The organism is Chryseobacterium sp. S0630 (assembly GCF_024158915.1).
GTDB lineage: Bacteria > Bacteroidota > Bacteroidia > Flavobacteriales > Weeksellaceae > Chryseobacterium.
Genome location: NZ_JAMZGF010000014.1, coordinates 53,645 through 75,424 on the forward strand (window position 1 = coordinate 53,645; position 21,780 = coordinate 75,424).

General features: G+C 36.6%; 16 protein-coding genes. 9 read left to right on the forward strand and 7 right to left on the reverse strand.

What is annotated here, in order from left to right:
* Nucleotides 1-5 precede the first annotated feature (5 nt).
* From NK356_RS08705 to NK356_RS08720, 4 genes are all read right to left on the reverse strand, one after another.
* Nucleotides 6-437: a phage tail protein gene (locus NK356_RS08705; protein WP_034699490.1), complete on the reverse strand. Its 432-nt coding sequence runs from the start codon at nucleotides 435-437 to the stop codon at nucleotides 6-8.
* Between the two features lie 36 nt (nucleotides 438-473).
* On the reverse strand, nucleotides 474-2,195 hold the full coding sequence (locus NK356_RS08710; RefSeq protein ID WP_253316741.1) for a phage tail sheath C-terminal domain-containing protein: 1,722 nt from the start codon (nucleotides 2,193-2,195) through the stop codon (nucleotides 474-476).
* A gap of 86 nt (nucleotides 2,196-2,281) precedes the next feature.
* Nucleotides 2,282-4,000, reverse strand: coding sequence for a phage tail sheath C-terminal domain-containing protein (locus NK356_RS08715; RefSeq protein WP_253316742.1), 1,719 nt, complete (start codon nucleotides 3,998-4,000; stop codon nucleotides 2,282-2,284).
* Nucleotides 4,001-4,056: 56 nt separating this feature from the next.
* Nucleotides 4,057-4,641: a DUF4255 domain-containing protein gene (locus NK356_RS08720; RefSeq protein WP_253316743.1), complete on the reverse strand. Its 585-nt coding sequence runs from the start codon at nucleotides 4,639-4,641 to the stop codon at nucleotides 4,057-4,059.
* A 561-nt stretch (nucleotides 4,642-5,202) separates the two neighbouring features.
* Here NK356_RS08720 and NK356_RS08725 point away from each other — a divergent pair.
* From NK356_RS08725 to NK356_RS08760, 8 genes are all read left to right on the forward strand, one after another.
* A complete protein-coding gene (locus tag NK356_RS08725) occupies nucleotides 5,203-5,523 on the forward strand; it encodes a hypothetical protein (protein ID WP_034699477.1) in 321 nt (106 codons plus the stop codon).
* Between the two features lie 46 nt (nucleotides 5,524-5,569).
* Nucleotides 5,570-7,012, forward strand: a complete 1,443-nt coding sequence (locus tag NK356_RS08730) for a contractile injection system tape measure protein (protein ID WP_253316744.1) — start codon at nucleotides 5,570-5,572, stop codon at nucleotides 7,010-7,012.
* 108 nt (nucleotides 7,013-7,120) lie between these two features.
* Nucleotides 7,121-8,575, forward strand: a complete 1,455-nt coding sequence (locus tag NK356_RS08735) for an ATP-binding protein (protein WP_253316745.1) — start codon at nucleotides 7,121-7,123, stop codon at nucleotides 8,573-8,575.
* A 24-nt stretch (nucleotides 8,576-8,599) separates the two neighbouring features.
* On the forward strand, nucleotides 8,600-12,406 hold the full coding sequence (locus tag NK356_RS08740; protein ID WP_253316746.1) for a glycohydrolase toxin TNT-related protein: 3,807 nt from the start codon (nucleotides 8,600-8,602) through the stop codon (nucleotides 12,404-12,406).
* A complete protein-coding gene (locus NK356_RS08745) occupies nucleotides 12,396-12,812 on the forward strand; it encodes a hypothetical protein (RefSeq protein WP_253316747.1) in 417 nt (138 codons plus the stop codon). The genes NK356_RS08740 and NK356_RS08745 overlap by 11 nt, the downstream gene beginning before the upstream one ends.
* Nucleotides 12,813-12,930: 118 nt before the next feature.
* Nucleotides 12,931-13,332, forward strand: a complete 402-nt coding sequence (locus NK356_RS08750) for a hypothetical protein (protein ID WP_253316748.1) — start codon at nucleotides 12,931-12,933, stop codon at nucleotides 13,330-13,332.
* A 61-nt stretch (nucleotides 13,333-13,393) separates the two neighbouring features.
* On the forward strand, nucleotides 13,394-13,732 hold the full coding sequence (locus NK356_RS08755) for a hypothetical protein (RefSeq protein WP_253316749.1): 339 nt from the start codon (nucleotides 13,394-13,396) through the stop codon (nucleotides 13,730-13,732).
* A 306-nt stretch (nucleotides 13,733-14,038) separates the two neighbouring features.
* A complete protein-coding gene (locus NK356_RS08760) occupies nucleotides 14,039-14,860 on the forward strand; it encodes an alpha/beta fold hydrolase (protein ID WP_034699455.1) in 822 nt (273 codons plus the stop codon).
* Nucleotides 14,861-14,995: 135 nt separating this feature from the next.
* On the opposite strand, the gene NK356_RS08765 is transcribed toward NK356_RS08760, so the two are convergent.
* The 3 genes from NK356_RS08765 to NK356_RS08775 all read right to left on the reverse strand — a co-directional run bounded on the left by NK356_RS08765 (nucleotide 14,996) and on the right by NK356_RS08775 (nucleotide 19,845).
* A complete protein-coding gene (locus NK356_RS08765; protein WP_034697549.1) occupies nucleotides 14,996-15,514 on the reverse strand; it encodes a DUF2911 domain-containing protein in 519 nt (172 codons plus the stop codon).
* 34 nt (nucleotides 15,515-15,548) lie between these two features.
* On the reverse strand, nucleotides 15,549-17,240 hold the full coding sequence (locus tag NK356_RS08770; protein WP_253316750.1) for a sodium:solute symporter: 1,692 nt from the start codon (nucleotides 17,238-17,240) through the stop codon (nucleotides 15,549-15,551).
* A gap of 100 nt (nucleotides 17,241-17,340) precedes the next feature.
* Nucleotides 17,341-19,845, reverse strand: a complete 2,505-nt coding sequence (locus tag NK356_RS08775) for a PIG-L family deacetylase (protein ID WP_253316751.1) — start codon at nucleotides 19,843-19,845, stop codon at nucleotides 17,341-17,343.
* A 508-nt stretch (nucleotides 19,846-20,353) separates the two neighbouring features.
* On the opposite strand from NK356_RS08775, the gene NK356_RS08780 reads away from it, so the two are divergent.
* Nucleotides 20,354-21,571, forward strand: coding sequence for a hypothetical protein (locus tag NK356_RS08780; RefSeq protein WP_253316752.1), 1,218 nt, complete (start codon nucleotides 20,354-20,356; stop codon nucleotides 21,569-21,571).
* Nucleotides 21,572-21,780: the final 209 nt, after the last annotated feature.

Below are 21,780 nucleotides of genomic sequence, written 5' to 3' on the forward strand. Positions count from 1 at the left end.
TAATATTAGTTATTTTCAATAGTTAATCCTTCGTGGGCAATTTCCAGTGTTTCAATAGCCACCTCGTTACCTTCAGCTTTCAGGTCTGTTGATTGTAATTTAAGCGGGAATGCATTTTTCACTTTCCAGGTTACTGCAGGAGCTCCTGTTTCATCTAAAAGGGAGATTGTGATAGATCTGCGCTCTACTGTACTTAGCTGAATGCTTTGGAACCAATCGAAATATTCGTTATCAGTTTTGAAAGTTCCTCTTTTTAAGGTGATGTTACTGAAAGTTTTCATTCCTGGCATTTTAATCTTACTGAAATCAGGACTTGCGCCATGTCTGTATTCAATTAAAGCTGCTTCAACATTTAAACCGCTGACTTCCTGAAAACCTACTTTTGTTCCGCCCCAATCTACTTCAAAGGCAAACTTTACTAATGGATATGTACTCATAATTTATTTTTAATTTTAATTGTTATTTAATTGATTTTATGCTTCCTGTAATTTGTGTGAAAAATTTAGTACGATAAATTCAGCAGGACGAACTGCAGCCATACCGATCTCGATGTTCATTCTTCCTTCTAAAATATCCTGAGCAGACATTGTTTTGTGCAGACCAACACTTACGTAATAAGCTTCTTCAGGCTTGCTTCCGGCTAATGCACCGTCTCTCCACTGCTGATCAAGGAAATTCTCGATCATAGCCTGTACACGAGTCCAAGTATTGGCAGTATTCGGTTCAAAGACGAAACGTTCTGTCGCTTTCTTCACAGACTCTTCTACCATGTTGAAGAATCTACGTACAGATACATATCTCCATTCGTTGCTGTTTCCGTCTAATGTTCTTGCGCCCCAGACTAAGGTTCCTTTTCCTGCAAAAGTTCTGATCACGTTGATTGATTTTCCTGAGGTAGCATCTACATTAAGCAGCTCCTGTTCTTTGTTGGAAATTTTTACTACCGGTACATCTACCAGACTAAGCCCTAAATTAGCTGGTGATTTCCATACTCCGGAAGTACTGTCTACTTTAGCATAAACTCCGGCAATTGCAGATGATGGAGCCAATACTACTGACGCAGACTGAATTGCTTGTTTAGCCTGATTATACATTTCAGAATTAGCACTCTTCAATTCCGCTAAAGTTGTGATACCAGATGCTCCGGTAACTGAAACATCAGCATCTTTGAAATCATAGCTTAAAACAGTCTTCAGTTTTGGATAATAAGCCGCACCATATTTCAGACCTTTAGATGATACTTTATCTCTAAAAGCATCAACATTACCAAGAACATCCATAATGACGAATCTGTCTTTTAATGATTCTGCCTGATCTAAAGCTTTGCCATATAAAGAGTAGATTTCCCCAATAGCTGTCATATTTCCAGCTCTGGTTCCAATTGTCCTGCTGACCTCAAGAGCTTTTTCCTCAATAGTGATAGCCGTGGTAGCGTCTGTTTCATAAGCAGTAGCAATCTTCTGGGCTGCAGCTTTAACAGTAGCAACCGTAGCACCTACAACAGCCGCTGCAGTCTGAACAGCCGCCAAGACAGCCTGGGCAGCCTGAACAGCAACAAGCTGTAAACCGGTAGCATTAGGAATAGTAAGCTCAGCAACCTTAGCAACTGTAGCCGCAACAACAGCCTCTACAGTAGAACCTGTAGCAGCTTCTGAAACATTCCTTGCAATATCTCTAGACACTAAAAGCGGATTTTTATTATTTAGTGCCATCGTAACGGCGGCAGAAGCAGCAGCAACATCAGCAGCGGAAGGAACTAAATCTTGAAGATCCGGGAAAACGATCAGAGTAGGCTCATCTTCTTTTTTTAGTAATTCAAGACCGGATAAAAAAGCTTCTGCCGGTGTAGGAGCACCTACAGCCTCTGGACTTTTATAATCTCCAACAGAAACAATATAACAATGACCACCACCATTGGCAAAATACATCTGCATGGCATAGTACATCTTAAAATCGTTTACTTTAGTTCGTATTGCTGTTGCAACACCATCTTTGAAAGCTACAGCGAAAGTTTCCGGGTTTGCTTTTCCAAAAATTTCTTCATACTCCAACATCGAAGCAATTCTTGTTGGTTTATTTTTCGGTCCATCCGCTGTATACCCAATAAAAGCAGGGATAGCCGTTTCAACTTGCGCTACGGAAGGGGGGAATTTTCCTTGTTCCTCCACGTAAACTCCAGGGGTTTTGTAATTCATTTTAAAAAATTTTACGTTAATATTAATTATTCCTCGAAGTAGAACTTCGGGTATTTATTCGTGATTGATTTATTGATTTTATCTTTCTAGAACTGTTGCAATTTGTGCGAGAAGTTGAGTACAATAAACTCTGCCGGGCGCACTAATGCTATTTTAAGGTCTACATTCATTATAGTAGTTCCTTCTACTCCTTTTACGGTTACTTCATAAGCTTCTTTCGGAGTACTTCCTGCCAATGCACCCTCCATCCATTGCTGGTTAAGAAAATTTTCCAGCATTGTTTTTGCCCGTAACCATGTATGAGGGATATTAGGCTCATTCATAAACTTGTTGAGGGCATTGTTGACCGATTGTCTGATCATATTATAATAGCGGCGTACATGTACATACTTCCATTCGTTATCTTTCCCTTCATCGTTTTTATCTTTTCCTTCAAGGGTTCTGGCTCCCCAGATTAAGGTACCTTTTCCTGTAAAAGTTCTGATCGCATTGATTGATTTCCCTAAAGCATCTATATTTAAAGCAGCCTGTTCCTGATCTGAAATTTTTTCTGTCGGGATAATGACATGGCTGATATTGATATTTGCCGGAGCTTTCCATACTCCTCTTGTACTGTCTATTCTGCCGTATGCACCTGCTATAGCTGATGATGGTGGTAAAACAACTTTTAACGACTGTATTTCTTTTTTCACTTGGTTGTATAATGCAGAATTGGATGATTCCAGATTTTTAAGGGTGATCCCGTCTGCATCTCCTTTTTCGTCTTTTACCCCGAGAATTGCCGTTTTTAAATCAGTAAACTCTCCAGTGAAATCAGGTGCATTTTCATCTGAGCCATCAGGGATCATAAAATCATCTATTGTTCCGTCATAAATGGCTTCTAATACAATCTGTGCCTCAGAAATTGCTACGGTTAAAGCATTTTTTTTATCACCTGCATCAGCATTTTCATTCACTTCTTCTGCTATCGCAATAGCCTGACCTAATAAATCGGCAAGGACGTAAGCATCCGCAGATCCGGTTGAGATTTCGGCACTCGCCAAACTTTTTAATTCATCTAAAGCAGCAGTCTCTCCAGCATAAAAAAGAGCACTTCCTTGTCCTGTTTTTTGTAAACCGGCATGTACTATAGGTGTTTTAGTCTCATCAAAAGTATAATTCAAAATGGTTTTTAAATGAGGAAAGTAAGCTGCCGCATGATTAGTTGATTTTACTTCACTTCTAAAAGATTCAATCGTGGTAAAATTGTTTGATTGGATAACAGAATTTCCGTAATAGGTATCCAGTATAACAAACCTGTTTTTAGTCTCATCTTTAGCTTTATCAATAGCCTGATTGTAAATACTATAAAACTCAGATTCATTGGTAAGCGAAATAGCATCAGGGAAAATAATAAGAATCGGTTCTTTAATTTTTTTATGATCGATTTTAGCCAGCCCCGCTTCCAATGGGGATAATTGTACTTGTGCTGATGTATAATCCCCTACAGAAATGATATAACACGGTCCACCACCATTGGCAAAATACATTTGCAGTGAATAATACATTAAAAATTGTACCTGAGGTGCTACAATAGTTGCTCCTTTGCCTTCTACATCCTGTAATTGGATATTTTCTTCTTTTGCTTTTCCAAAATATTGCTCATATTCTAAAAGAGAACGGATGATAAAGGGCTCATTATACCCAACAGGGAGTAATTCGGTATACCCGATAAATGCTGGCATAGCCGTTTCTATGTAGGCAACTGAGTATGGAAGTTTCGTAATTTCTTCAACAGAAACACCTGGTGTTGCTGGATTTAACATGTTCAAAAGTTTAAAGGGTTATTAGTTTTTAGTTTTTTAGTTTTTTGCTTTTATGATTAATCAACTTTAATACTCTGTATATTAATGTCATTAATTAATTTAACAGGAACTACCTCCTTAGCTGCAATTTTTATCACACTGATTTTATATAAAGCAGAAGGCATTATTTTTCCGCCTAATAAACCCCAGACGTAACTTAGCTGTTCAAAAGGAATGGAATGCAGTTCAATTCTGAAACTGAAATTGTTTTGAGGCTCAAGGTCTACATATTCCAGAACATTCTTGGCCTGAAATACCTCAATAACTTTTGAAATACTTAGTAAAGATTTGTTGTACGTACTTCTGTTGGCAGCGATCATCACATATAGATTTAAGTAAGCAGGAGTACTTTCCTTATCATATCGGACCGGATTATTTTCTACCACAACCGGCTGATATCTTGATCTGTTTTTCAATGTTGATTCTTCCTCAATATTGAGCAGACTAATTACTACTTTGTTACTAAGTCCTTCAGTGTTTTCATCATGTTTTGCGATGTCATCAACGATAGCAATTTCAATCTCGTTAGGAACGTTAGGATCCCATAAACCATCCGGAGCATTTAGCTGATTTTTTAAAACTGTTAATACTTTATTAATCATAATTTCTGTTCTTAATTATTATGGTGCAAACATACAATCACACCCCCTCAAAAGACAAATATTTTGGGCGCTCAATACAGTCTTTGCAGTAAATAGGATTTTAATTCTTATCAAAGAAAACTAAAAACAACACCATTAATACGCTGAAGATAAATGCGTTAAAAACGATATTGAAAAATCAAATTTTAACCCGAAGATTTTCCTCCTCTCATGAGCGTCAAATTTCAGTCTGTCAACTGAGCCTTATTCTGCTTGAAAAATTATTGTATTTCAACCTATGATTATCCCGGCTGTTTTTAGTGGTCTCTTATTTTTTGAATGGTACGTATTCGAATATGATGATTGATTACCTAAAGTATAAGTTCTCAAAAAAAACATAGCCTTTCCTGATGAGAAAGATCAGCTTTTCTGCATCCGGTAATTTCCGGAAAATATAAATCTGCATCCTTAGGATATGATTTTGTCTTTTACTGCAAAGACAGAATAGAGCGGCCTTATAATTCGAAAAATAGGATCTCTTCTTTCTAATTTTGACCCAATAATTTTAAAAACATTAATCATATGAACATTAAAAATCTTTTCAGTAAGCGCAATGAAATCATTGGCGGTCATTTTAATGAACTACGTTCAAAATTGGGGGTAGCAGATCAAAACGAAGAAGCTATTTTCTCTTTAAGGGAAGAAATTTGTAATGCATGCCCTTTAAAAAACGGTAACAATTGCAATGCCATGAAATGGCTCAATCCAGAGACTCTGGAAGTGATCGATGGTCCAAAGGATGGATTTGTAAGAGGCTGCGGATGCAGATTGAGTGCCAAGCAGAGATCAAGATTCAGCCTTTGTCCTGCAGGTTTCTGGGGTGGAGAATTCGACAAAAAGTAGGATTGTCTGATGATTCCCAATATTGTATCATTTAAATCTATTTAATGTGAAGCAAAATCATATCATTCAGAAAGTTTTTCTTGAAATTACCGTCAACAACAAAGAAAAGGCACTTCGTATAAAAGATGATATTAACAGCTTTTTGTCTATTGATGTTTTCCCGGAAATAGAAAAGCATATCAAGGCTTTAGAATATAAGCTGGCTGGTCATACCCTTCAGATTCCCCGTTTAGAATTAAATGTGGAAGTAAAAAGCAGCGCATTAAATACGGAGTTAAAAAGTCAAATAGCTGAACTCTTTAAAGATGAATTATCAGAAATAACTAAACCCGTTGAAACTTCCCATCAGGAAACAGAAAGTGATCCTAAATCCTATCTGATAGATCATCAGGAAAAGATGCTCAAAGCATTAATTTATTTTTTAGAAAAAGGAGCGATACCCTGGTGGAGTTCGGAAAACAATACGATGTCTATTTTGGAGCCAGCAGTTTTTGATCGCCTTATTTCGGCCTCCGGATTTCAGAAAAGTCTCATCTCTGCTTTATCAAAAGAAAATGTCCGAAACCGGCTTATCAATCAGTTTTCCAATGAACAAATTGCACAATTATGTCTGACAGTTTTAAAAAATAAGAAACTGACCATCAACCTGGAGACTGATATAATACGTCATTTATCGAAACTGAGTCATGTAGATAGAAGTACAATATGGCACTTGGTCTTCAATGTAATATCGGAGTATCTGAATACATCCAATAATCATCCCAGGGAGTATCTTTTACAAAAAATTTCAACAATAGAACGGATTGGTTTATCAACAACAAAAAACAATCATCAGAACAGGAAAACAATAGTTAAGATATTCCCCTTTATTACAGAAAATGAAATTTCTGAAAATACCAGAACAAATACAGCAGATCAGCCTGAAAATGCAAGTCATTCAATAGAAACTATTCAGGAAAAAAATGCAATCATTCAGGAAGAGGTAAACCAGAACGAGGGACAATACATTCAAAATGCAGGGCTTATTTTGATCCATCCATTCATCAAACCTCTGTTTGAACATTGTGAACTCCTTGATCCCAAAACCCAGCAGCTCCTTGATCCTGAATTGTGTGCCCATCTATTGCATTATATCGCCACCGGAAAAACAAATGCTCCTGAATATGACATGATTTTTGAAAAATTCCTGTGCAATATTCCAATGCATCAAACGATTAACAGGCATATTAAACTTTCACGCAAGCATAAATCTCAGGCTAAAAATGTCATAGAAAGTGTACAGCACAACTGGGCTCCCATGAAAAAATCATCTGCTGCATTACTACAGAATGAATTTTTCCAGCGCCCTGGGAAATTAGTCATCACAGAGTCAGATAATACCATTATTGTAGAACGAAAGACACAGGATATTCTTCTTGAAAAAATTTCCTGGGGAATTGGTCTCGTAAAACTCCCCTGGCAGAAAAAATTCATATTCGTAAACTGGTAATAACAGGTTACATTTTCTAAATACTCTACAGCTTTCCACATATTCTAAAGTTGCTGATTTTACATCAGCAATACCCTCACTGCAACCCTATTAATTCAAAATAAGATTATGAAATCTCCTAATAACCATGAACACTCACCATTAATAAAAACAAATATTAATGAAAAAACAGAAATAATCAATCCTTTATTTCAAGCCAATCCTGTCAATCATAACTCTTTAAATGAAGAAATGAAATGGTTGCAATCGCTTATTGAAAAGCGATGCAAAGAATTGTTTCTGGAAGATGAGGTAGAATTGAATATTGGCTATGAAATACCTGAAACTCCGGAATCAGATGACCAATCTCCCTATTCTGTTACAATAAATACCCACCAGCTTACTGTTCTGGACAGAATCATCTTAGCGCTGGGCATTGCTTCGGCTCATTATCCGTCTATCCTGAAAACATTTGTGCAGATAGAAGAAAGCAGCAATGCATTTGCTATTGAAGCAGGTGGTGAATATGATAAAATCAGCCGCAGCTTTAAGCCCACTTTTCAAACCGCACTTTTTTTGCTGGCAGGTAAAGATTTATCATTGTGGTCACAGTATGGGGCACAACTCATCAACGGCAGTGTACTATTGAAAAATGATATTATTTACAATCGTTCTTCAACAGAATTTATTCATGGAAAAATTGAATTGGATACCGCTTATCTCAATTATTTCTTATCAGGGCAGAAACCACAGCTGGATCATGGTTCTTACTTTCCAGGCAGGCTTTACAAATCTGACCTTACCATGGAAGATATTATTTTGGAAGATAATGTCCGTGAACAGATAAAACCCATCGGACATTATATAAAAGCATTGGAAAACGGCTTTTTCAAAACCAATGAACATAGTTTTAAACCAGGTTTCATTGCTTTATTCTACGGTGCACCGGGAACGGGGAAAACGATGCTTGCAGGAATTCTTGCCAACACCTATGGTATTGATATGTATCATGTAGATCTCTCAAAGGTTGTGAGCAAATACATTGGTGAAACAGAGAAAAATCTTGAAGTGTTATTCAACAGATTGCAGGGTAAAAACTGTATGTTGTTTTTTGACGAAGCTGACGCTTTGTTTGGGAAACGTTCTGACGTAAAAGATGCCCATGACCGCTACGCCAACCAGGAGGTCTCCTACTTATTGCAGCGAATAGAAAAATTTGACGGATTAACAATCCTGGCTTCCAATTTTGAAAACAATATGGATGATGCTTTCAAGCGCCGTATAGATGTTTCTGTGAATGTAATACGACCGACAGAAACAACAAGGAAAGCCCTTTGGGAGCATTATTTGCCTAAAAACATAACTTTTGAAAGTAATGATCTTTTACAACATTTAGCCAAAGAATATAACTATACGGGGGCTAATATCCGAAACATTATGAAAAATGCAGCGATGGCATTACATGACCGTAATGAAACCTGCATTACCTATTCGTTAATAAGCACTTATCTAATGATAGAAAACGAAAAGGCTTTTGGAAAAAATCAATCCCGCCTCAGCCCATTTGTACAAAAACAAGAATAAAAAACTCATCTAATAACCAATAACATGAGCAGACACAAAAAAACATTTGCACCCAGGGCTGGCAGGTCCGGGAAGCAGAACACCAATAGTAAAGAGGATAAAGATAAGCATGAGCAAATCACCGATCAGGACAGCAAAATATCTCTCGCCAAAGCAGAAACTACCCAAATAACATACGAACCTTTTAAAAACAGAGCATTCAATAAAGTAGAAAAAAATGCGTCTGTCATTCAATTATTTGACAAAGGACAGCATGTTTCAACACTTCATAACGCCCTAAATAAATTAGGCCATAAAACTCCTGAAAATAAGAATCTTTTCTGGAACGAAACAAAGACCGGAATCATCAGTTTTCAACGTAAGAATAATATCAATACTTCCGGCACTCTTAATAGGGAAACCTTGCTGAAAATGAATGAAGCATTGAACTTCTTAAACAGTAAGAAAGAAGTTGGACTTCCTGTTTCTGAACGTGCAAAAATGCTGTACGAAGCCTTTGAACACAGAACACTGGGGATTTTTGCAGGAACTGATGAAGACAAAGTTTTTACGGCTTTAGAAAAACTTTCCTATGAAGAAAGATACGAGCTTATTCAATATTATGACGCAACATACAAACCTAAAAGAAAGGTAGGATTAGTACAGGATTTATATGAAGAATTAGGCAACAAAGACTTATTTAAAGCGATACGGTTATTATATGCAAACTATGAAGAGCCACAACCACAGCTGGTGCCAGAGCCGGCACAACCCGAAGGTGAATTGCTACAGGAAGTTGTTGTCACAGGTAAAGGATCATGGATTAAGCCTAAGACAAAGTATGCCATAGAAGGACAGCCTATAGAATTTGATTGTATCTATCAATATGAAACCCCTGTTATGTATGCTGAAGGAAACAAGCCTAAAGTTCCGGAAGTTGTCCGAAAAGTATTGATCCAGAATGACGGCAGAGTGTACAACCTGTTTGAATACCCTTTTAGAAAGGATACTAAAACTTTCAGACAGGATGGAACTGCAATCAGCCAGTTTTCTATTAATACCCATCAATCAGGGAACTTTACATTTGTATTCTTCATAGAAAATACTCTAACAAAGGAATTCAGAGCTCAGACCAAAGAATACCAGGTTAAGACCCTTGAAGAGGCGGCAGCTGGTGATTTGAAAAAGAATAAAATTCAAAATTATTCAGATTTCAGACAGCAGGCAGCCTTTATTGAGTTCAATCTTTCAAAAGGAGCATCCAAGGAACAGAAAAGCGATCCGAATTTCTATATTGAATCTGCAACATATAGTGAAAATCCTGCAAGAGTAAGTTCTGCAGATATTAATCATATTCCGCAGTCTTATTATTCAATTAAAGGAAAGCCTATCCCTAAAGATCATCATTATTTCTGGTTTGCAGAAATCAATACGCCTAAAGAAATGTTTGATGGAGCAAGTGCATTACTGGGTGTAGAATATGCTAAAAATGCCAATGTACATGGTTATAAAAGAGGAGAATATTTCGGTAAAGATGGCTGGAATATGAATTCTTCTCAGACAACAGCTGCTTTTTTAGGATCACTTACAGGAGTTTATACCATTCATTGTCTGGTATTAGACAAAAATAATAATCTGACAGGTCAGGAAGCATCTTACCGACAGGTTATCTTACCAAAGGATGATTATCAGGCTCTAAAAAACATACGAGAATATAAGAAAAACATTGACAAAAGCTTTAATACCATTGCTCCCCAAACAGCATTAGCTATTAATGCCGTAGCCATCAACGAGGAAACTACAGAAACCCTTTCACTCAATTTATTTATAGGAAAAAGCAAAAAGAATCCAAGCAATTATGTATTAACAGATCTTACTCCAGGTGTACAGCATCAGCGTACTTATGAAGGAAATAATTTAAAAGATTTATTTGAAGAATTTGACAGCAAAAACACTTATCCGGATGGTATCCTGGCTTATGAAATTCCGTCCAATACATTAGGTTATCCTACTCTAAAAGGTAATTTCACTACTGATGGAGCATCATTTTGGGAATCGCTTTCCACGGGAGCTGGTTGGGCTTCTTTAGGTTTCGCAGTAGCAGGATTGGTAGCCTCATTTACACCGGCAGCACCTATTGCTCCTTACTTATTTATAGCTGCAGGTACCACAGGTGCTACTTCCGGAACCGCCAGCATTATTGATAAAGTACAAAAAGGAACATTAACCAACGAAACCCTGACTTTAGATGTTATTATGATAGCATCCAGCTTTTTAGGAATGGCAGGTACATTATCCAGCATCGCTAAGGCATCCTCTATTATAAAAATATCATCAACAGGGATTGAGTATATCATTTTAACTGATTTTGCCCTTAATGGTACAGCGGCAGTGATGATTACCTCTGAAGGTTTAAAAAGCATACAGGATATTCATGATAATAAAAACCTGACTACAGCAGAAAAAATAGAGCGTATTGTTGGAATTTTAGGACAGTTGACATTAACTGCAGGATTACTTGTACTAAGCAGTAAGAACTTAAAAGGAGGAGAATTAGAGAAACTGCCAAAGGTAAAAAGACAAACCTCAAAAAAACCTTACAACCCGGAGCAGCATAGTGAATTTATTGATACACCTGAAAATTTAACGGGCGGGAAAGTTCCTAAAAATACAGCCAGCAATAAACCGGCAGTACACGCTCTGGAGAATACTTACAAACAACCCGATTTTAATCAGTTCCTAAAATCCGTTGAAGCCGGTTTCCCATCTGATGAAATCGCAAAACAAGCTTATGATTTATTTAAAAATAAAAACTGGAAACAATTAGAACAATTGTTTACGGATAAGAATCTCAATGGAAACTGGCCTCCGAACCGTGGGGCAACAAGCACCATAGAGGTTACCTTGAAAGAAGGAAGCATTTTTGACAGATATGGTGGATGGATTGATGAAAACGGAGTTTTCCAGGATAGAGGAACCTTTGCAGGAAAAGACGGTACTCCTTATACAGACAGAGCTTTATCTAAAGGGACAGATAGTAAACCATATACAAGATATAAAGTATTAAAGGACATAACTCAAGTCAGTGAAGGAGAAATCATTCCTTGGTTTGGAGAAAAAGGCGGAGGTATTCAGTATGAACTGCCGGTATCTATCAATGATTTAATAAAAGAAGGATATATAAAACCTATTGGTAAAGCACCAAAAAACAATAAGATGTCTGATACAAAAATCATTAAAGGAAGTGACACAAAGAAAATAACAGAAATAGAACCGACAGAAAACCATGATTTGGAAGTCAGAAATAATGGAAAAAGCTTAAATGATAAACCTTCAAATTTTATTGAAAAAATGCGTAATTTGCAGATTGACAATAAAGAATTACAGATAAAATTAAGTAAGGCCTTTGATGAGCTTGCAAGTGAATATCATAATCCAATGCCTAAAAAACGTATGCAAGCATGGATAGATTATTTAGAGAAAAAAGGAGTGACTTTTGAAATTGGGACAGGTGTTGCATATCTAAAACTATATGATAATAATAATGCAGAAGGCTTCTTCACTTCTCATCCGTTAAGCAATGGTAAATATAAACGAGTAATTTATTTAAAAGAGAATCCTGATACAAGTACATTCTACGAAGAGTGCTATCATGCCCTACAGGACTTATCAGGACATACACAAAGAGGGACTGTTTATTATAACGGGGGAACAATTTATGATAATGTAGATTTATGGGAATTTGATGCCAAAATAAGAATTATAAACGAGGCTAAACAATTAAAAATAACCCCAGAAGAGGTCGAAATATTAGAAATACAAATACAAAAAGTACTAAGAAATGAATATTAATAAGGGTAAATTTAAGTTACATGCAAATATAGAATATAGAGAAAACATCTATTTCTTATCAGTCACAGTAACCAATATTTCAGAAATAACATTAGAATTTGATTTTACCAATCATACAGGAAGTTTTGCCAGAAACTGTATACAAATATATGATTGTGATAAAAATATAAATACTTTTAGGGGAGTCGAACTAATGAGTACTAAAAGTTTCAATAATGAAATAACACAAATCAAACCACAGGAAAGTGCAACTTTTATATTAGAAGGCAAAATTGAAAATATAGAAGAAGATTTATTTTTGACATTTAAAGGAGTTAACTATTTAGTTGAAAAAGGAAAAAAATATTTTATAGAAATAAATTATTTAGATACTACATCAGGACTAATTCCTTTTATAATAGAATAAATCATTCATATCTGTTATCTTTATTTTTTAAATTAAATGTTACTTCAACAATATATCTTGTCGTAAACATAACTATCTAAATAAAAAAATTATAATACTTATATAAGTATTAATCAATATGACTAAAATCAAGATAAATGCAGAAATAGAAAAGGATGGAGAATCATTCATATTCTATGTGAATATATTCAATATATCCGAAGAGACATTAAAATTAAACTTGTCTAATAATACGGGTGGGCTTGTAAGAGAATCAGTTCATTTATACGATAAAAACAAGGATAGATTACATAAAGGAATCAACTATATGACTCCTATAAATGATGTTACCAATCTAACTTCAATTGAACCAGGAAAATTTGCTCAGCTTCTGTTAAAAGCGAAACTTGAAGAAATAGAGAATGACCTGTTTCTCGATTTTAAAGGAGCCAATTTTAATGTCAAACAAGATGAGACCTATTATTTTCAAATAGAATATCTTGATGCAAAATCAGATATGGCGCCTTTCAATATTGATTAAAACAATCAATTTTGAAGAATCATTAAACAAAAATGATTATATAACGATAAAGTAATTCAGCATGATCAAAAAAAACGAAATAACCAGACAAAAATTATTTGATGGCGATGAACAAGAATGTCTAAAAGAAATTTTTGAAATTGAAAATCAGAAAATCAAATTGATTGATTTTTATAACAGTCCGTTAAGAGATTTAAAAAAAGAAATAGATGATGAGAGCTTTGAAACCATCATCAGAGAAAATAAATTTAATGTAAAAAATACTTTTATTGAAAAATTTGTGTCTGAAGAAGGATTAGAAGTTCATTATCTGAAAAAGGATGATGTGATCTATCTGTTTTCATATGGAGAATTTCAGCCCGGCAGGTATATGCTGTTTTTAGAAGGCATTTATCAATAAGTAAAAAATACAATCAGAGCAGATTATTTCTGCTCTGATTTTTTATTTGATCAATAGTTATTTATTTTCAGAAGCCTTTATGAGTTATCTGAAAACAGCATCTCTTTTTAAGAGAAGGTCGATACGGATGTTGAAAGCAGCTTTATGAGTGGGGTGAATGGAAGATAGAAATAGCTATCAGAATAAAAAAATTTATCAAAATGTACGAAATTAAACTAGATTAATTTCTACCTGCTTTATCCGCCATACATTTGCTGAAGAAATAAGAAAACAAATAAATTAACCAAACATTAAAAATTCAAAACAATGAGCACATTACAATTAAAAGACGGAACAGAGATTTTTTATAAAGACCAGGGAGAAGGACCAGTATTAATGTTTCACCACGGATGGCCATTATCATCGGATGATTGGGATGCACAGGTAATTTTCTTCCTTCAGAGAGGGTACAGAGTGATTTCGCACGACAGAAGAGGTCACGGTCGTTCCAGCCAGAATATTTACAATCACACCATCGAGCAATATGCTTCTGACGCTGCAGAATTGGTTGAATTCCTTGACTTGAAAGATGTCGTTCACATTGGTCACTCTACAGGAGGTGGTGAAGTGATCCGCTACGTTCACAAATATTCTAACGGAAGAGCCAAAAAAGCAGTTTTAATTAGCGCTGTTCCACCAGTAATGGTAAAAAGTGAAAACAATCCTGATGGTGTTCCGATGGAAGTTTTTGACGGAATCAGAGAACAGACTTTGAATAACAGAAACCAGTTTTATTTTGATTTGACTTTCCCTTTCTACGGCTACAACAGAGAAGGAGCTAATATAAAAGACGGGGTACAGAGAAACTGGTGGAGACAAGGAATGATGGGTGGAATTGTGGCACATTATGACGGAATCAAAGCATTTTCCGAGACTGATTTTACTGAAGATTTAAAAGCTGTGGATATTCCTGTTTTGGTTCTTCACGGAGAAGATGACCAAATTGTTCCCATCGAAAACTCTGCCATTAAATCTGCAAAACTGTTGAAAAACGGAAAACTGATTACGTATCCGGGTTTCCCTCACGGAATGCCTACTACAGAGCATGAAACCATTAATAAAGATCTTTTGGAATTTATTGAGGCTTAATATAAAATATAAAAAAGGGGAATCATTTTCGATTCCCCTTTTTTATACGAGACAAAACAATCTATTGAATACAATATCAAAATGATAAACAAAAAATCCCGGTTAATCCGGGATTTTAATTTCTTGTATTTACATTTATTTGATCTCTACAGGAACTGAGATTTTATCCCAATCCATTGTGAATCCATTATTGTTTACTTTATAAACCAAAGCTTCCTGTGTTGCTGGTAAAGCCTTTGTTTTTACATCAACACGTAAAGCATCTTTAGCCTGCTCGTATTTATAAGCTCCCCATTGTTTAGGCTCTTTGTTAAAAATTGCAGTCCAGGTTCCGCTTTGTTTAGGGATTAAGAAAAAGCTGTATTTACCTGCAGGTAGTTTTTTACCCTGAACGGTAATATCTTTATCTGTTTCGAAAGTAGTCGCTTCATTAGCACCTGCACGCCAAACTTTATCATAAGCTTCCAAACCACCCCAGATTGTACGTCCTTTTACAGAAGGACTGCTATACGCAATAGTAATGTTTGCATCTTTAATTTTTCCTGTAGCAGTAGCCGGAGGGCTGGCAGGTTTTTTAGTTTCCTGTGCAAAAGCATTTACTGAAAGCGTCACTGCTGCGAAAAGTACAGTAGCAGATTTAATCATTGTTTTCATAATATTTTATTTGTTTGTTTTTATTATTATTTGCTTACGAATTTACTGTTTTCTGCTTATAAAACAGCAATCCGATTGCTGAAAATATAATGACCGCTGCTGCCCCTATTACATTAAGCCAAAGGAAAGAAACAATATCAAACTGATAAATGGCAATGACTGTAATTTCTGATAAAATTGCAGCAATAAATACATTCGCTCCGTCAATTTTTTTATAGTAAAATGCCACCAGGAAAATTCCCAATATCGGACCGTAGAAAAGAGAACCTAATACATTAACCGCTTCAATAAGAGATCCCATTTGCGTAGCAAACATGGCTACCCCGATGGAGAAAATACCCCATGCTAAAGTGTGCAGACGGCTGTACTTCAATTCGGTTTTTTCATCAGGAAGTTCTTTTTTAAATAGCAAATGAACATCTTTTAACGAGCAGGCAGCAAGGGAATTCAGCGCAGCCGAAATGGAGCCCCAGCTGGCCAGAAAAATGACGGCAAACAGTAAACCGATCATTCCTACAGGCAAAGTATTTTTTACGAAATAAAGGAAAATGTAATTCGTATCCGTTTTCTCTGCATTATAGTTGGAATGATTGATAGCTTCCTCTACCCTGCTGTGCAATGCCTTTACTTCTGTCTGTGTATTTTTAAAATCCTGAATTGTTTTTTGAAGTTGAGGAGAATGAGTTTCTTTCAACTTTAGAATTTCTTTCGATTCTGCATTAAATTTTATTTGTAAATCCTGATGCTCTTTTTCAAAAACGGCAGCCTGCTCAGGTTTTACTTCCTTTAAATGTTGATAAGAGCGTTCATTAAAATAAATCGGAGCGGGTTTTAGAGAAAAGAAAGCGAAAAGCAAAGCACCAATCAGGAGAATAGCAAACTGCATCGGAATTTTGACCAGTCCGTTCAGCAACAAACCCATTTTTGCATTGGTATTGTCTTTCGCAGTGATATACCTCCCAACCTGACTCTGGTCTGTACCAAAGTAAGAAAGTGCCAGAAAAAAACCACCAATTATTCCACTCCAGATATTGTATTTATCTTTCCAATCGAACTCTGTGGTGATGACATTCAGCTTTCCTGATTTCCCTGCCAGATACAGCGCATCATTAAAACCAATTCCATCCGGCATATTCTGAATAAGTAAATACCCGGCAAATGCCATTGTTCCCAGAATAATAAGAAACTGTAATTTCTGGGTGTGAGCGATCGCTTTTGCTCCGCCAATATAGGTATAAATCAACAGAATCCCACCTGTTAAAACATTCGTTAAATAAATATTCCAGTTTAAAACGCTTGATAAGATAATACTCGGAGCATAAATACTGATTCCCGTTGATAAACCTCTGGAAAAAAGAAAAAGCAGTGAAGTGAGTACCCTTGTTTTTTTATCAAAACGGTTTTCTAAATATTCATAGGCAGTATACACATTTAAGCGCTGAAAAATCGGGATGAAGGTGATACAGATCACAATCATCGCCAAAGGCAAACCAAAATAATACTGAACGAAACGCATCCCGTCTGTATAAGCCTGGCCCGGTGCTGAAAGAAATGTAATAGCACTTGCCTGAGTCGCCATAATCCCTATAAGTACAATGTACCAGGGCATTTTATTATCTGCTTTCAGGTATGATTCGTTGCTTTTTTGGCCACGGCCGATCAATACGCCGTAAACTACCACTGCAACAAGTGTAACAATAAGAACGGTCCAATCTATATTACTCATGCCCAGAATTTAGTAAACCCATAATAAAATACGATCTGTACTACTAATGCAACGGCTAATAGTATGTACCAGATATTCCAGTTTTTAAGTTGTTTGTTCATCAGTTTTTCTGTGCAGATAAAAAGTTTAAAAATAAACGTGCAGCTCCCACATTTCCTGCAGGCAACTGTCTGAAAAATGCCAACGGTGTATAGATAAAATTACCTTTCCCGTATTTGGCATATAAAGTTGACCCCTGAAGAGGTTCTTCGTCTGTATCATGCATTTCAAAAAGCGGTTCATAGGCAGCATCCCATTGAGCAGGGAAATAAGCACCACGCTCCTGTACCCAGCCTTTAAAATCATCCGCAGTAATTTTGTTCGGAAAGTTCAGTAATTTATGATTGGGATTTAAAAATGTTACTGCAGCATTTTCTTCAGTAACACGCTTATTGGCAATACTGAAATTGTACATTCCCAATTTGTCAACGGTTGTATCCTGGTTGGTGTTATATTGCATCACCAGATTCCCTCCACTCTTGGCATAGGACCATAAAAACGGCATCCAGCGGCCCAGCTTTTTCTCGGTGTTATTAGCACGAACACCCAATACGATGGCATCATATTGTGATAGTTTGTTTTGATTACCATTTCCACCGGATTCATCTATGTTTCCATAAAAATCTTCGTCTTTCAGAACATCTACCTGAATACCGGCAATGCGCAGAAACTCAGGAATGAAATCACCGGCACCTTCTATGTAACCAATTTTTTTAATCTTCGTCTGAATATCGCCTTTCATTACGATTGAAGTTGCGGGCGCAAAATATTGTAAAGAAGGTAAATGCGGATACTGAATTAATACTTGTTTTTTATTATAAGCTACTCCATCTGCAATAAAACTGGCATCCAATGGCAAACGAGATGAATGTATTGAAGCAAGCTTCGTTTTTGGAATAACGTAATCGACTGTAAAATCTTTCCCATTGAGCAAATTTACGTCAGTGCTTCCTAATCGTTCTCCGTTATACATAAGGTTTAAAACACCTTTATTGAACGGTTTGTTAGAGTTCACCTTAAAATTTAAACTCAAACGTAAATCTTCATTTTCTTTAACCCAATAAAGTGACTGTGTAAATTTCAGTTCCAATGCAGGAACAATGCGCAAAGCTTCCACCACATCACCACGAACCGGATCTAATTTCTTGAAAGATAAAGGAAGTCTAACCTGAAACTTTTCCGAACCGATTTTTAAACCCAGTAAAACATTCAGCGGTGATTCTGCCTCCGGTAAACCGATTAAAGTATCATTGGGAACGGAGAAAGTGGCTGCATTCACGGGAGGTTTTGCCAACCAGTAAGGTTCTGTGAGTGCTGCATCAGCAGGAATCTGAATGTCATGCTGAATAGTAATTAAAGAATCTTTTGATAGTTTTCTATTAAAGTTTTCTGATTGACTTAACCATTGTACATCCTCTAAAATAACAGGATTTGCAGCTCTTGAAATCAGATTTAACCTGAAATTGTAATGATCTCCGGCAACCGCTTCAGCCTGATTGGTAACAACCTCACCCATAAACCCGGCACAGCTTAAAATGATATGGTCAAGAGATTTAATTTTATCGTTTTTCAGATCTCCATCTTTGAGTGCCATGACCTTTTTTCTTAAAGCGAGCAAAGCAGGTAAGCTGAGGTCAGGATTATTGAAATTGAAAGCAGAAATAATCTGATCTAATGACTGGTCAATATCAGCGTTTCCTTGTGAAGTCCAGGTTTTAACTACTCCATCGAAAAGTGTTGTTTTTGCCGGCTCACCGATAACATGGGAAAAATATTCTGTTCTGATGCCAGCTACAGACTGTGTTCCTGCACCCTGACTTTTATGTAAACTTCTGCTTAATCCAGCCAATTCACCATAGCCCATTCCCAGTTGTGCATCATATTGCCCAACGGTCACTTTCAGTTGATTTTCAGCGGTTGTATTCACCCCACCAAAACGGAAAGTATTCCACAATACACGTTTGGGTTGCCATGCATTGACATATTTCAGTTGATCCGGGAAAGCCATTTTATCGCCTGCCAGCTTAAAAGCTTTTTCCGCCACCACAGCCGAAGCCGCATGTTGTCCGTGTCCTGCCGCAGCAGTAGGAGGAAAACGACAAATGATAATATCCGGACGGAATTTTCGGATTACCCAAACGACATCCGCTGTAATATTATCTGCATTCCATTGTTTAAAGGTGTCGGTAGTATTTTTAGAAAACCCGAAATCAATCGCACGGGTAAAAAACTGCTGGGCACCGTCTAGCTTTCTTGCCTCTAAAAGCTCATGCGTTCTGATTAAACCCAATGCAGCTCCTTGTTCTGTGCCTAATAAATTCTGACCACCATCACCTCTGGTTAAAGACAGATAGCCCGTTTCTACATTTTGATCGTTGATTAACCAGGAGAGCAATCCCGTATTTTCATCATCGGGATGAGCTGCAAGGTATAAAACTTTAGGAAGATGTTTCAGCGTTTTGATTTCACGGTAAATTTCAGATGATTTGGAAGGCCGGACCTGTTGGGCCGAACAAAATACCGTATAAAAGCCAAGAATAAATACAGTGCTTACTTTTTTGAACATTTAAATTTGCTTTGCGGCAAATATAAGTAAATCATCTTTCTTTCAACCATAAAAGAAAAAGCATTCGGCAACTCCAAACATTCTCTTATATTTTTCTCAAAATCATAGTGTGAAGAAAAAAGATAAGCGCATAGTTCATCAACAATTCTACTTTATTGTAAGCAAAGTAATGCGACTTTGTCGCTGATGAAGCGATACACTTATCCATATATTTCAGCTAATCAATGAAGTAGATTATATTTTTTACTTTCCTACAATCAGCAATTTCTAAAATGAAAGTTTTGAATCATAAACCCATAATCAACACCTTATTTTTTCGATTAAACACCAATTAAAGAATATGATTTATACAAAAACAGAATTTGACATTAATAATTTTAACCTCATACAAAATACTTAAATCAGACAAAATATTACAAATTAGTTAATTTTCATCAATTATAAATTCATTATTTTTTATTATCCATAAAAAAAGTTATATTTGGCTTACACAAAATCACACCTTAATATGAAAACAAAATTTACACAAGTCTGTGTTATCCTCATTTCAGGATTCTCATTTGCCCAAGTAGGGTTTAATACAACCTCACCCAAAACAACAGTGGACGTCTCTGCTAAAAGAGATACTTCAGGACTGATTACGGATAATACCCAAACATTCGGGTTACAGGCCCCGAGGCTTACAAGAGCTGAGCTTACAGCAAATACGGCTACCTATGGCAGTAATCAGAGTGGAGCATTAATTTATATTACAGACGTTACTGGTGGAGATACTGCCGGACAGCGTGTGAATGTTACTGCGATGGGCTATTATTATTTTGATGGATCTGTATGGCAAAGACTTACACAAGCAACCAATGCTGTGGCTCCGGCAATTACTGCATTACAGTGTACTACAGCGTACTTAAATCCTTCTACTTATACAGCAGGTACTCCTTTCAGTGGAAATCTGAGAATTACTTATAGTGGAGGAAACGGAGGTTCTTATAATTCGGGAGCTCCTTTTGTAGCGAACGGATTAACCTTCCAGCTAAGACCCGGAACTCTGGAGTTTGGGGATGGCGAATTGGTATTCTCAGTGAGCGGAACTCCTACCACTGCTAATGATATGACTCTTCCCATAACCAACGCTACAGTTCCTTTCTTAACAGCAGCACAAAACTGTACCGCTACCGTAGGAAATACCAGCCGTGCAGACATTGCCTCTGTAGCTGTGATGGGGTATCCTACCCTCACCACCGATCCCAACGGGAAACAAGCGTATACCTTCCCTCTTGCTACCCCGGATGGTAAGTATTCGATCAGAGTAATATTTGATACCACCAGTGGGACAACCCTTGCCAATCCTAATGTACAGTTGTTTAACAATACAGGTTCTACCGTAAATCTATATTGGAATTACAATACCGAATATGGCGGTTATATTGGAGCAGCTCAAACTACCAACAATATTACTTCAGGAGTATGGGGTGGTATGGCAGATGCATCAGCTACGTGGTTTCCTCAGGGTACAGGCGCAATGGGTAACGCATACTGGGGGAATATAGGGATTATAGATGGAGCCAGCGGCGGACCTGAGCATAGAAGATATACCTGGATAGACAGTAATTCTTCTTCAAAAACCGCTTATACGGCAACCATTATGGCAGGTGCTCCCACTTCAGGAAATGCCCAGCCCAACCTTACTAAAATATTTATCAAGTTAGAGCAGGTAAAAGCTCAATAATATAATGCCCCTGAAAAAGGGGCATTTTTTATTTTTAACTGGTCTCAGCGATCTTCTTTTCTCTCCCTCACTGAAGAATAAGGTGTGCTGCATCCAGCATTTTAACCATATGGATGTAGGGCATCACGATATTTCTTTCCGGGAGATTTTCATAAACACCCATTGAAAAATAGACGATTCCGGACATAAAATAATCAAATTCTTTGATG